The organism is Mesonia sp. K7 (assembly GCF_003233725.1).
In the GTDB taxonomy this organism is placed as follows: Bacteria; Bacteroidota; Bacteroidia; order Flavobacteriales; family Flavobacteriaceae; genus Mesonia.
Genome location: NZ_QKQV01000005.1, coordinates 101,014 through 113,390, shown reverse-complemented (window position 1 = coordinate 113,390; position 12,377 = coordinate 101,014). Strand labels below are relative to the sequence as shown.

Sequence of the window (12,377 nt, the reverse complement as noted above, 5' to 3'; positions counted from 1 at the left end):
CTTTTTTCTGTAGAAAAACTAATTACACTAACTTTGATTGGATTTTACAAATTCCTTTTTATTTTTAATTAAAATATGACGATGCAAGCCATACCTTTTTTTCTTTCACTTTCCGTGGAACCTTCTGCTATCGACGACCTTAACCATGTCAATAACCTCAAGTATGTTGAGTGGGTTCAGTGGGTTTCGCAAAAACATTGGGAAGAAAAAGCAGATAAATCTGTACAAGAAAAATACGGTTGGGTGGTTCTCAATTTAAATATCGATTATAAAAGCCCAGCATTTTTGGGTGAAGAATTGTTGCTGAAAACATACATTCTCAATTACAAAGGCGTGAGAAGCGAACGTCAGACACAAATTTATCGAAAAGCAGATAACACCCTTTTAGCACAAGCAAAAGTTTTGTGGTGTCTGGTCGATAAAGAAAAACAAAGGCCACAACGTATAACCGAAGAAATCGTCAAACCTTTTTTTGAATGAAAATTCTACACCTAGATAAAAACCACGAGCTTCTCATCGAACAACTTGATAAAAACGGTTTTATCAATGACCAAGATTATAGATCTTCAAAAGAAGAGGTCGAAAAAATTATTCATCTTTACGAAGGTATTGTGATTAGAAGTCGTTTTGAAATAGACAAAACCTTTATCGATAAAGCCAAAAATCTTAAATTTATTGGTCGCGTTGGCGCGGGTTTAGAAAATATAGCCATCGCTTACGCGGAACAAAAAAACATTCAACTTTTTGCTGCACCAGAAGGAAATTGCAATGCTGTTGGCGAACATGCTTTGGCAATGCTTTTGTCACTTTTTAACCGAACGATTATTGCCAATGACGAAGTAAAAAACGGTATTTGGAAACGGGAAGAAAACCGCGGTTTTGAACTCGAAAACAAAACCGTTGGTATCATTGGCTACGGAAATATGGGTAAATCTTTTGCCAAAAAATTACAAGGTTTCGACTGTAAAGTGATCTGTTATGATATTTTGCCAAAGCTTGGCGATAAATATGCTGAACAAGTGAGTTTACAAGAATTTCAGCAGCGAGCCGATGTGGTGAGTTTGCACACACCGCTTACAGAAAAGACCTTAAATATGGTTGATGTGAGTTTTATCAATGCTTTCGCTAAACCGTTTTGGTTTATTAATACCGCTAGAGGAAAATCGGTGGTAACCAAAGATTTGGTTGCTGCTCTCAAGTCACAAAAAATTATGGGTGCAGGTTTAGATGTGTTGGAATATGAGAAAACTTCTTTCGAAAATTTATTTCAGGACCAAACAGAAATGCCTGAAGCTTTTCAGTACCTCATCAAAGCAGACAATGTTATTTTGAGTCCACATATTGCAGGCTGGACCATCGAAAGTAAAGAAAAACTAGCTCAAATCATTGTCAATAAAATTTTAGCTAACTTTAAAGCAAATTAGAAATCATGCAGTATAAAGCTACTTCCCCCGAAGATTACATCAAGCAAATGCCTGAAGATCGCCAAGAAGCGTTAAAGAAACTCAGAAAAACTATTAAGAATAATTTACCCAAGGGTTTTGAAGAAGGTATGCAATATGGGATGATAGGTTATTATGTGCCACACTCAAAATATCCTGACGGTTACCATTGCAAACCAGAAGAACCATTACCATTTATGAGTTTTGCCTCTCAAAAAAATTCCATCAACTTTTACCATATGGGAATTTATGCTAAAAAGGAACTTTTAGATTGGTTTGTTGCTGAATATCCTAAGTATGTTAAAACCAAATTGGATATGGGTAAAAGTTGTGTGCGCTTTAAAAAACCAGAGGCTATTCCTTATGAACTTATTGCGGAATTAACACAGAAAATGACCGCTGATGAATGGATAGAAATTTATGAACAAAACATCAAAAAGTAAGACTGAAAATGAAAAAACGAGTCACAGGAATTGGCGGTTTCTTTTTTAAAACAGAAGATCCCAAAAAAACAAAAGATTGGTACCAGAAGCATTTGGGTTTAAATACAGACGAGTATGGTTGTACTTTTTGGTGGAAAGACAATGAGGGTAACGATTGCTCTACCCAATGGAGTCCGTTTAAAAAAGACACCAAATATTTTGAGCCTTCACAGAAAGAATTTATGATGAATTTTCGGGTAGAGAATTTAGTAGAACTTCTCGACGAGCTTAAAAAAGAAGGGGTACAAGTGGTAGGTGAAATAGAAGAATACAGCTACGGAAAATTTGGTTGGATTGTTGACCTCGAGGGTAATAAAATCGAACTTTGGGAACCAATCGATAAAGCCTTTTTAGAATAATTATTTATCGGAATGGTTGAGTTTACTTTCCAACTCTGCTTGTAAATCTTCCATCACAGGTTTTACGGTGCTTTCGGGTAAGTCTGCAATTCTAATATACATCAAACCATCTACCGAATTGTTGAATAACGGATCGACATTAAAAGCGACAACTTTTGCATTTTGCTTGATGTATTTCTTGATCAACACAGGCATTCTTAAACTGTTATCGGGTTCAAGCTCGTCAATAAGTCTATCAAATTTATTGAGATCGGCTTGGGTCTCATCAAAAACAAAATCTTTTTCGGCGTCTTTTAGCTTGACTTTGTAGTCTTTTTTAGGATGGACATATTGAGCAACATACGGATCATAGTAATGTGATTTCATAAACTCGATCATCATCGATTTCGAAAATTCAGAAAATTTATTGCTAATGCTTACGCCACCAATCAGATATTTATGTTCGGGAAAACGAAGTGTACAATGTACAATTCCTTTCCAGAGTAAAAATAACGGAAGAGGTTTTTGCTGGTATTCACTAATGATAAAAGCTCTTCCCATTTCTATGCTTTCGCTCATGAGTTTGTGTAACTCGGGTTCAAACCTAAATAGCTGCTGTAGATAAAAACCATCAATACCATATTTTGGGAAAATCTGAGCACCAAAGCCCATTCGGTAAGCTCCCGCAATTTTTCTGGTTTCGTTATCATACAAAAACATATGGTGGTAATAATCGTCAAACTGGTCGATATCTATCGCATTGTTGGTACCTTCGCCAATCGCCCTAAAAGTGATTTCGCGTAAGCGACCAATTTCTTTTACGATATTCGGAATATCTTTTCGTTCGGCTAGAAAAACCTCATAATTCTTACTTTCTAAGAGTCTTTTGTTGTTTTTACGGCAAAATTCTATCTCTTTTTCCATGAGAATTTCTGGAGTTTCACCCACAATTTCTTTAGGTTCTTTATTGCCTAAAGTTGGAATCTTGATATGCGATTCAATATTTTTTAGTAAGCTTTTTTTGTTATCAAATCCGCTGGAAAGCAAATAGGTTTTCATTCGTAAAAAAGCGGTGTAATCTTTTAAATCTGGATATTGATTTTGATCGTCTAACGAAATAGGGTTGCCAATACGAACCTTGATTTTACGGTGCTTTTGCGAAAACATTTCACTGGGTAACTTTGCCGTTCTTAACGCATCGTTTATTTTGGCATAGCGATAGAAACTCGAGCTATTTCTCGCATGAAAATAAACCGGTACAACTGGCACTTTAGATTTTTGTACCAATCGCATCGCTTCTTTTAGCCAAGGTCTGTCGACCAAAATTTTATCTTCTTTTTCGGTAGAAACCTCACCTGCAGGAAAAAGCCCAAAAGGTTTACCTTCTTTTAAGTGATTGATAGCTTCTTTCAAACCTCCTAAACTCGATTTTACATCTTTTCTGTCTTCAAAGGGGTTGACAGGCATAATATAAGGTTTTAGTGGGTCGAGTCGATGTAATAAAAAATTGGCAATTACCTTATAGTCGGGTCGTTGTTCGATAAGAGTTTTCATTAAAATGATACCATCTATCGCTCCAAGCGGATGATTGGAAATCGTGATAAAAGGTCCTGTTTTAGGAATTCTTTTTAAATCTTTATCAGCAATTTCATAATTGACTTCAAAATGATTTAAAACAGCTGTTAAAAACTCTAAGGCTGGAAGATGTTTGTATTTGTTATAAACTGTGTTGGCATCACTAATTTTGGTTAGGTTCATAACCAACCGGCTCATAGACAAGCCAATAAACCCGAATTTATCAAGATTTAAACCTTCTGATATTTCTTTTGCAGTAACGATGCTCATTTATCGGGGCTTTCAACAAATATATAAAAATATGTTTTACGACTCTTGTTTGGCTACTATTTGTACCGTTTCGCGCGTCAGTTGTTTTAGCAGAATAGTTTTCCCTTTTTCGATACTGTTGATAGCTCCTGTGTTAAAGTGTCTAATGGTATAAAGCGACACATCTTTATTGAAAGAAACTTTAAATTTCGATTTAAGTTTTAAAATAAGTTCATCTAAACGATTATATTTATTATCGACACAGACCGAAAAACTAATCGCCGAATTTTGTATCAAATCTACTTTTATTTGATGTTGATGAAACAAGGCAAAAACCTCGCTGATATTTTCTTCTACAAAGAAAGAAAAATCTATCGCTGAAAGCGAAATCAATACCAAGTTATTTTTTACAATAAAACAAGGAACATAAGGTTTGATTTTTGCTCCACCACGTTTCACAACCGTTCCTTCTTCGTTGGGTTTGTAAAAAGATTTTACATAAAGCGGAATCTCTCTTTTTTGTAGTGGTTGTAATGTTTTTGGGTGAATAACCGAAGCACCATAAAATGCCAATTCGATAGCTTCAGTATAAGATATTTCCTCTAATTTTTGTGTGTTTAGGAAAACTTTTGGGTCACCGTTATAAACACCATCAACATCTTTCCAAATGGTGACATCATGAGCATGGAGGCAATACGCCAAAATTGCTGCCGAATAATCACTACCTTCTCGACCTAAAGTGGTCGAAAAATTATTTTCGTCGGAAGCGATGAAACCTTGTGTAATGTATAGACTAGACATAGTGATTTGATCTGAAATATTACTGGAAGTCAGTTCCCAATTCACTTTTCCTTCGCGATAAGCATCATTTGTTTTAATAAGATTTCGCGCGTCTAGCCAAGTGTTTTCAATTCCTTCGTTTTTTAAATATTCGCTAACAATGGTTGTACTGATCAATTCACCATAAACAATTACCTGATCGTAAACATAGTCGTAATTGAGTGATTTGTTGGTTCTCAAAAAGTTTTCAATTTCTTGAAATAAAACAGTTACTTTTTTATAGACTTCATGGGAAGTATTAGGAAATAAACCTTCCATAATTACCCGATGATAGTTAACTACCTCGTGTAAGTCTATATTTTTAGTTTGAGAGTAGGTATTGATAACCGATTCTAAAGCATTGGTGGTTTTTCCCATCGCTGAAATCACAACGACTTTATTGGTAGTACCAGTATTTTGCACTACGTTTCGTAAATTTTTTACGCCATCGGCATCTTTTACCGATGCTCCTCCAAACTTGAATACTTTCATGAATTTTGTATAAATTTTTGCAAAGAAGCTTCGTCAAATTGAGCTATTCTCCAATCCTCTAAAACTTTTGCGCCTGTTTTTTGGTAAAAATCAATCGCATTTTTATTCCAATCTAAAACTACCCATTCTACACGTTTTACTTGGTTTTCTGTAGCAAACTGCATTACTTCTTTATAAAGCTGTAACCCTATGTTTTTACCCCGATAGTTTTCGTTTACGATTAAATCTTCAAGATGTAAGGTTCTTCCTTTCCAAGTAGAATATCGAAAATAACAAAGCGCCATCCCAAGAATTTTGGTTTCTTTTTCAGCAACAAAACATTCAAAAAGAGGGTTATCACCAAAACCATCTTCTATAATTTGTTTTTCGGTAACAATTACTGCATCTGGTTCTTTTTCAAAATGAGCCAATTCTTTGATGAGTTCTAAAACTTGACCCATATCTTCTGGAGTAGCTTTTCTTATTTTTACGTGCATACAAATAAGGCTTATCTAGCAAAAATAAACATCACAACTACTTTTTTGCTATTTTTGTCGCATAAAGATGAAAAAATGGTAAAAAAAAATCAGACCCTAGGAGAGTTTATTATCGAAAATCAAGAAGCTTTTAAATACTCTTCGGGAGAGCTTTCTCGGTTGATTAACTCGATAAGATTAGCAGCAAAAGTGGTTAATCACGAAGTAAACAAAGCAGGTTTGGTAGATATTACGGGAGCCGTTGGTGAAACCAATGTACAGGGTGAAGAACAACAAAAATTGGATGTTTACGCCAACGAAAAATTTATACAAACACTCACCAATAGAGAAATTGTATGTGGAATTGCTTCTGAGGAAGAAGACGATTTTATCACCATTTGCGGACAAAAAGAAAACCATCAGAATAAATATGTCGTACTTATCGATCCGCTTGACGGAAGTTCAAACATAGATGTAAATGTTTCTGTAGGAACTATTTTTTCGGTCTATCGAAGAAAAACCAAAATAGGAACTCCGGTGACGCTCGAAGATTTTTTGCAACCAGGAAATGCTCAAGTTGCCGCAGGTTATATTGTTTACGGAACCTCTACCATGTTGGTTTATACCACAGGTCACGGTGTAAACGGTTTTACACTTAATCCTGCGATAGGAACATATTATTTGTCGCATCCGAATATGAAATTCCCCGAAAAGGGAAATATTTACTCGATAAACGAAGGGAATTACTTGCAATTTCCACAAGGTGTAAAAGATTATTTAAAATATTGCCAAGCCGAAGAAGGAGACAGACCATATACCTCGCGATATATTGGTTCGTTGGTTTCAGATATTCATAGAAATATCTTGAAAGGTGGAATTTACATTTACCCAAGCACATCAAAAAATCCAAAAGGGAAGTTAAGGTTATTGTACGAATGTAACCCAATGGCTTATTTGGTAGAACAAGCAGGCGGAAAAGCAAGTGATGGTTACCAAAGAATTATGGACATCAAGCCTTCTAGCCTACACGAGAGAGTGCCATTTTTTGCAGGAACAACAAGTATGGTTGAAGATGCAGAAAAATTTATGGAAAAGTATAAATAGAAATAAGAAGGATTGGATTAATCCTTCTTATTTAAAAGATAAATGTAATCGTCAAAAGGGATTTTACCACTCATAATCTGAATAGAACGATTGACAATTTTTTGCGAATCTTCTGAAGAAAAACCTAAACCAATCGCATAACGTTTCAGTAAGAAAGCTTCTTGCTCATCCATATTATGATCAGCATAAATAATCATCAGTAAATCATATAAACGCTCTAATCTCCTCTCTTTAGAATTTGGCGGATTAATCGGGTAACCATCAGGCTTTTTCATCACCTCTTTATATTCAGTCTCGGTAATGTCTAGTTTGGTTGCCAAACGTTGCAACACTTTTTCTTCCTCAGGATTAACCGCACCATCAACGGTTGCTAAAGTAACAATAGCAGCAAAATGTGCTAAATTTCTTCTGTGTTCTCCAGAATAAAATAAATCTGAAAATGACATAATTTATAAATTATAATAAGCTACAAATATAAATATTTCGCTTCTTTTGAAATAGAAAACAGAGTTTTAAAAAGAATTATTTTTAAAAAGATCACTTTCGCATATACAATTGGCTAAAAACCAGTAGATTTTTCCTTCATTATACCACAGATTTTTCAAAATTCCTTAATTTTGCAACTTATTTGAAAAAATACGGTTATGCCATCAAAATTTACCGAATATAAATCTTTAGAATTACCTGCCATTGCTGAAGAAATACTTGCTTTTTGGAAAGAAAGTGAAATTTTTGAGAAAAGTATTTCTACCAGAGATGATAACAAACCTTATGTCTTTTTTGAAGGTCCACCTTCGGCAAATGGTTTGCCAGGAATTCACCACGTGATGGCAAGAAGCATCAAAGATATTTTTTGTCGTTATAAAACCCAAAAAGGTTATCAGGTAAAGAGAAAAGCTGGTTGGGATACGCACGGTTTGCCTGTAGAGTTAGGGGTAGAGAAAGAGTTGGGTATTACCAAAGAAGATATTGGTAAAAAGATAACCGTAGAAGAATACAACGAAGCATGTAAAAATGCGGTTATGCGTTATACCGATGTTTGGCGTGACCTTACCGAAAAAATGGGTTATTGGGTCAATCTTGACGATCCTTACATCACCTACAAATCGAAGTACATGGAAACCGTTTGGTGGCTATTGTCTGAGATATACAAAAAAGGTCTGATTTATAAAGGCTACACGATTCAGCCCTATTCGCCAAAAGCGGGAACAGGTTTGAGCTCACACGAAGTGAACCAGCCTGGTTGTTATCGTGATGTAACCGATACTACGATTACCGCTCAGTTTAAAGCTAAAAGCGAAACTTTACCCGATTTTTTAGCAGAATTTGATGAGGTTCATTTTTTAGCTTGGACGACCACACCTTGGACATTGCCAAGTAATACAGCATTGACCGTTGGTCCGAAAATCGAGTATGTTTTAGTAAAAACCTATAACCAATATACTTTCGCTGCGGTAAATGTGGTCGTTGCCAAGAATCTTGTGGTAAAACAATTTGGTAAAAAATACCAGTCTGTCGAAAGTGAAGAAGCCCTAGAAGGTTACAAACAAGGAGATAAAAAAATACCATATAAAATTGTAAAGGAGTTTAAAGGTAAAGATTTAGTTGGTATTAAATACGAACAATTACTGCCTTATACGTTACCCGCAGAAAATCCGGGAAATGCGTTTAGAGTGATTAGCGGAGATTTTGTCACTACCGAAGACGGAACAGGAATTGTTCACACAGCACCAACTTTTGGTGCCGATGATGCTTTGGTGGCGAAGCAAGCCGAGCCAGAAGTTCCACCGATGTTGGTCAAAGACGAAAACGACAATTTGGTGCCGTTGGTAGATTTACAAGGTCGTTTTCGACCAGAAATGGACGAATTAGCCGGTAAATATGTAAAGAACGAATATTACGACGAGGGTGAAGTGCCGGAAAAATCGGTTGATGTAGAAATTGCCATCAGACTAAAAGAAGAAAATAAAGCCTTTGAAGTTCAGAAATATGTACACAGTTATCCCCACAGTTGGCGTACTGATGAGCCGTTATTGTATTATCCGCTAGACTCTTGGTTTATTAAAATTACCGATGTAAAAGATCGTATGCATGAGCTCAACCAAAAAATTAATTGGAAACCTACTTCGACTGGTGAAGGTCGTTTTGGAAACTGGCTTGCCAATGCCAACGATTGGAACTTATCGCGATCGCGTTATTGGGGAATTCCGTTACCAATTTGGAGAACTGAAGATGGCAAAGAAGAAACCATTATTGGTTCGGTAGAAGAGCTCAAGGCGGAAATGGACAAATCGGTTGACGCTGGATTGATGCAAAAAAATCTATTTGCCAATTTTGAATCTGGAGATATGAGTGAGGCAAACTACGATAAAGTAGATTTGCATAAAAACATTGTCGATCAAGTGGTGTTGGTTTCGCCATCAGGCAAACCCATGTATCGCGAAGCCGATTTGATAGACGTTTGGTTCGATTCGGGTTCGATGCCTTATGCACAATGGCATTACCCGTTTGAAAACAAAAAAATGGTCGAAAATGGCGAGCGTCAAGCCGACTTCATTGCCGAAGGTGTCGACCAAACCAGAGGTTGGTTTTACACCCTTCACGCCATTGCTACGATGATTTTTGATGATGTGGCCTATAAGAATGTGGTTTCTAACGGTTTGGTGTTAGACAAACACGGGCAAAAAATGTCGAAACGTTTGGGCAATGCAGTCGATCCGTTTGAGACGATTGCGGCATTTGGTCCCGATGCGACACGTTGGTATATGATTTCGAACGCCAATCCTTGGGACAATTTAAAATTTGACATCGAAGGAATTGCCGAAGTTAGACGTAAGTTTTTTGGTACTCTTTACAATACCTATTCGTTCTTTTCGCTGTATGCAAATATTGATCACTTTACTTTTAGTGAAAAAGAGATTCCGCTTGACGAAAGACCAGAAATAGACCGTTGGATTTTATCTGAATTACACACCTTAATTGGTAAAGTAGATAAGTTTTACGAAGAATATGAGCCGACAAAAGCAGCCAGACATATTTCTGATTTTGTACAGGAAAACTTGAGTAACTGGTATGTGCGTTTAAGCAGAAGGCGTTTCTGGAAAGGCGATTACGAACAAGATAAAATCTCGGCTTACCAAACCTTATACACTTGTTTGGTGACCATTGCCAAATTGGGTGCTCCCATCGCTCCGTTTTATATGGATAGACTTTACCAAGATTTAACAAAAGCGACACAACAGGAAACTGTTGAAAGTGTACATTTGGCAGAATTTCCGATGCAAGACAAATCGTATATCGATGCGAAATTGGAAGCAAAAATGGAGAAAGCACAAACGATTTCTTCTTTGGTATTGTCTTTACGTAAAAAAGAGATGATAAAAGTAAGACAACCCTTACAGCGAATTATGATTCCTGCGATGGATGAAAAGAGCAAAGAAGAGATTTTAGCGGTAGCAGATTTGATAAAATCGGAAGTGAACGTGAAAGAAATCGAGTTGATAGACGACACATCGGGTATCTTGATTAAAAACATTAAACCTAACTTTAAAACCTTAGGTCCACGTTTTGGAAAAGATATGAAAAGTGTGGTTTCTGCTGTAAATCAGCTAGATGCAGCGTCGATTTCAAAAATTGAAAAAGAGGGTGAAATTTCTATAGAAATTAATGGAAAAATGACTACTTTGCAGCTATCAGACGTAGAAATCACTTCGCAAGATATAGAAGGTTGGTTGGTAGCGAGCAATAATGGTATTACCGTTGCGTTAGATGTTACCATAGATGATGCTTTGAAAAATGAAGGTATTGCCAGAGAGTTGGTGAATAGAATTCAGAATATCCGTAAAGACTCTGGTTTTGAAGTAACTGATAAAATAGAAGTAAAAGTGCTAAAAGACGGTATTGTCGAGAATGCGATTTTAGCCAATAAAGAATACATTAAAAACGAAACGCTTACTGCAAACCTCGAACTAGCAGAGCATTTAGACAATGGTACGGAAATTGCCTTTGACGATGTAAACACCAGATTGTCTATTAAAAAACAGTAAGAATTATGGCAACAGAAGTAAAAGAAAGATACAGTGATAAAGACTTAGAAGAGTTCAAAAAAGTGATTCAGGAGAAAATTGCGAAAGCAACTGAACAATTAGAACTTTATAAAAGTGCTTATATGAATGACAGTACCAATGGCACTGATGATACATCACCAACCTTTAAAGCTTTTGACGAAGGTAGTGAAGTGATGAGCAAAGAAGCAAACTCGCAGTTGGCTATTCGTCAAGAAAAGTTTATCAGAGACTTAAAAAACGCTTTGATCCGTATCGAAAATAAAACCTACGGTGTTTGTAGAGTTACGGGTAAACTCATCAAGAAAGAACGTTTGATGTTAGTGCCTCACGCAACCTTAAGCATCGAAGCAAAAAATATGCAAAAATAATTTCTTGCTAAATCAATATATTAAAAGCCTCTTTTTGAGGCTTTTTTTGGCTATAAACTATGTATGACGTAGAATTACTTTCTAGAAAAGTCCGCAGAATGCATTACAAAATAGAGAGTGCAAAAGAAACATCTCTTCCGTTTGTTAAACATAAAAAGGAAGTTGTTTTATCTGGAATATTTGTCTGTTTTGTAATGGGACCTTCAGCTATTGTTGGTCATAGTGCATTCATCGATTGGGTAAAAGAAAACGATAGTGTTTTTAGGTCATTTTGTTTTTTTATATGTCGATAAGAAAAGAATTAAAAATATGTGTGTTATAAAAAACCAACTTGAAGAACAACTACAAGAAGCTAAAGAATTTTGGGCAACAAGACAATAATGATATTTCTACTAATTTCATCACTTGGTTTTTCGCAACACATCGAGAAAAAACAACTGAACGTTTCTTATTTTGAGGAAATCAATTTGGTGTTTTATCAAGTTTTTGAAGTAGAAATAGAAAGTGTAAAAAATCAGCAATTAACTATAGAACTGATTTCTGAAGGCGAATACCAAAACCAATTTCAGATAAATTTTATTGAAAAAGGAAAAACGCTAACCATAGAGTCGGTTTATCCAGAAATTTATCAGAGCGGTTATGACAAACTGAGCGCACACAAGGTTTTTTCGGTAAAAGTGAAACTGAGAATTCCGGAAAATAAATCGGTGTTTTTGGTTTCAGATATTGCCAATGTAAATAGTTTAGGAAAATTAAAATACCTTTCGGTCAATACGTTTTCAGGAAATTGTAACCTCAAAAACTTTACAGGCAAAGCAGCAATAAACACCTTACGTGGAAACATCAATATACAAACCACAGAGGAAAAAATTTGGGCAGAAACGACCAATGGTAACATTTATTCCGACGAACCTCTTTTGCAAGGCGACCAAATAAAATTAAAAACGATAGATGGCAATATCTATATCAATAATACAGAATAAAAT

12 protein-coding genes are annotated in these 12,377 nt (G+C 35.8%); 8 read left to right on the top strand and 4 right to left on the bottom strand.

Features of this window, described 5'->3' with window-relative positions; all coding sequences use genetic code 11:
* The first annotated feature begins 81 nt into the window (after positions 1-81).
* Genes DNG35_RS05390 through DNG35_RS05375 form a run of 4 tightly spaced genes read left to right on the top strand, consistent with a single transcriptional unit; the run spans position 82 to position 2,283 of the window.
* Positions 82-480, top strand: coding sequence for a thioesterase family protein (locus DNG35_RS05390; RefSeq protein WP_158524873.1), 399 nt, complete (start codon positions 82-84; stop codon positions 478-480).
* Positions 477-1,424 carry a 2-hydroxyacid dehydrogenase gene (locus tag DNG35_RS05385; RefSeq protein ID WP_111126738.1) on the top strand — a complete coding sequence of 316 codons (948 nt, stop codon included), beginning with the start codon at positions 477-479 and terminating at the stop codon, positions 1,422-1,424. Before DNG35_RS05390 ends, DNG35_RS05385 begins: the two co-directional genes overlap by 4 nt.
* A gap of 5 nt (positions 1,425-1,429) precedes the next feature.
* Positions 1,430-1,885, top strand: a complete 456-nt coding sequence (locus tag DNG35_RS05380; RefSeq protein ID WP_111126737.1) for a DUF1801 domain-containing protein — start codon at positions 1,430-1,432, stop codon at positions 1,883-1,885.
* 8 nt (positions 1,886-1,893) lie between these two features.
* Positions 1,894-2,283 (top strand): VOC family protein, encoded by a 390-nt coding sequence (locus DNG35_RS05375; protein ID WP_111126736.1) that lies wholly within the window; start codon positions 1,894-1,896, stop codon positions 2,281-2,283.
* On the opposite strand, the gene DNG35_RS05370 is transcribed toward DNG35_RS05375, so the two are convergent.
* The 3 genes from DNG35_RS05370 to DNG35_RS05360 are packed head-to-tail and all read right to left on the bottom strand — an operon-like array spanning position 2,284 to position 5,873.
* Positions 2,284-4,107, bottom strand: a complete 1,824-nt coding sequence (locus DNG35_RS05370) for a lysophospholipid acyltransferase family protein (RefSeq protein WP_111126735.1) — start codon at positions 4,105-4,107, stop codon at positions 2,284-2,286.
* Positions 4,108-4,143: 36 nt separating this feature from the next.
* Positions 4,144-5,397, bottom strand: a complete 1,254-nt coding sequence (locus DNG35_RS05365) for an aspartate kinase (protein WP_111126734.1) — start codon at positions 5,395-5,397, stop codon at positions 4,144-4,146.
* Complete coding sequence (locus tag DNG35_RS05360) at positions 5,394-5,873, bottom strand: GNAT family N-acetyltransferase (protein WP_111126733.1); 480 nt, start codon at positions 5,871-5,873, stop codon at positions 5,394-5,396. Before DNG35_RS05360 ends, DNG35_RS05365 begins: the two co-directional genes overlap by 4 nt.
* 75 nt (positions 5,874-5,948) lie before the next feature.
* On the opposite strand from DNG35_RS05360, the gene fbp reads away from it, so the two are divergent.
* Entirely contained in the window at positions 5,949-6,956 is a 1,008-nt protein-coding gene (gene fbp, locus DNG35_RS05355; protein ID WP_111126788.1) for a class 1 fructose-bisphosphatase, read from the top strand.
* A 17-nt stretch (positions 6,957-6,973) separates the two neighbouring features.
* Here the strand turns inward: fbp and DNG35_RS05350 are convergent, their stop codons facing one another.
* Positions 6,974-7,402, bottom strand: coding sequence for a TerB family tellurite resistance protein (locus DNG35_RS05350; RefSeq protein WP_111126732.1), 429 nt, complete (start codon positions 7,400-7,402; stop codon positions 6,974-6,976).
* Between the two features lie 198 nt (positions 7,403-7,600).
* Here DNG35_RS05350 and ileS point away from each other — a divergent pair, with 198 nt between their 5' ends.
* The 3 genes from ileS (at position 7,601) to DNG35_RS05330 (ending at position 12,374) form a co-directional block, all read left to right on the top strand.
* The gene (gene ileS, locus DNG35_RS05345; RefSeq protein WP_111126731.1) at positions 7,601-11,002 is read left to right on the top strand and encodes an isoleucine--tRNA ligase; all 3,402 of its coding nucleotides are present in this window, start codon (positions 7,601-7,603) and stop codon (positions 11,000-11,002) included.
* A gap of 5 nt (positions 11,003-11,007) precedes the next feature.
* On the top strand, positions 11,008-11,391 hold the full coding sequence (locus tag DNG35_RS05340; protein WP_111126730.1) for a TraR/DksA C4-type zinc finger protein: 384 nt from the start codon (positions 11,008-11,010) through the stop codon (positions 11,389-11,391).
* 380 nt (positions 11,392-11,771) lie between these two features.
* Complete coding sequence (locus DNG35_RS05330; RefSeq protein ID WP_111126728.1) at positions 11,772-12,374, top strand: DUF4097 family beta strand repeat-containing protein; 603 nt, start codon at positions 11,772-11,774, stop codon at positions 12,372-12,374.
* Positions 12,375-12,377 lie beyond the last annotated feature (3 nt).

What these genes read in the sequence shown, in the direction of transcription:
- fbp (WP_111126788.1), top strand. Translation starts at nt 5,949, where the DNA reads ATGGTAAAAAAAAATCAGACCCTAGGAGAGTTTATTATCGAAAATCAA.
- ileS (WP_111126731.1), top strand. Translation starts at nt 7,601, where the DNA reads ATGCCATCAAAATTTACCGAATATAAATCTTTAGAATTACCTGCCATT.
- DNG35_RS05365 (WP_111126734.1), bottom strand. Translation starts at nt 5,397, where the DNA reads ATGAAAGTATTCAAGTTTGGAGGAGCATCGGTAAAAGATGCCGATGGC.
- DNG35_RS05360 (WP_111126733.1), bottom strand. Translation starts at nt 5,873, where the DNA reads ATGCACGTAAAAATAAGAAAAGCTACTCCAGAAGATATGGGTCAAGTT.
- DNG35_RS05375 (WP_111126736.1), top strand. Translation starts at nt 1,894, where the DNA reads ATGAAAAAACGAGTCACAGGAATTGGCGGTTTCTTTTTTAAAACAGAA.
- DNG35_RS05350 (WP_111126732.1), bottom strand. Translation starts at nt 7,402, where the DNA reads ATGTCATTTTCAGATTTATTTTATTCTGGAGAACACAGAAGAAATTTA.
- DNG35_RS05330 (WP_111126728.1), top strand. Translation starts at nt 11,772, where the DNA reads ATGATATTTCTACTAATTTCATCACTTGGTTTTTCGCAACACATCGAG.
- DNG35_RS05390 (WP_158524873.1), top strand. Translation starts at nt 82, where the DNA reads ATGCAAGCCATACCTTTTTTTCTTTCACTTTCCGTGGAACCTTCTGCT.
- DNG35_RS05380 (WP_111126737.1), top strand. Translation starts at nt 1,430, where the DNA reads ATGCAGTATAAAGCTACTTCCCCCGAAGATTACATCAAGCAAATGCCT.
- DNG35_RS05385 (WP_111126738.1), top strand. Translation starts at nt 477, where the DNA reads ATGAAAATTCTACACCTAGATAAAAACCACGAGCTTCTCATCGAACAA.
- DNG35_RS05340 (WP_111126730.1), top strand. Translation starts at nt 11,008, where the DNA reads ATGGCAACAGAAGTAAAAGAAAGATACAGTGATAAAGACTTAGAAGAG.
- DNG35_RS05370 (WP_111126735.1), bottom strand. Translation starts at nt 4,107, where the DNA reads ATGAGCATCGTTACTGCAAAAGAAATATCAGAAGGTTTAAATCTTGAT.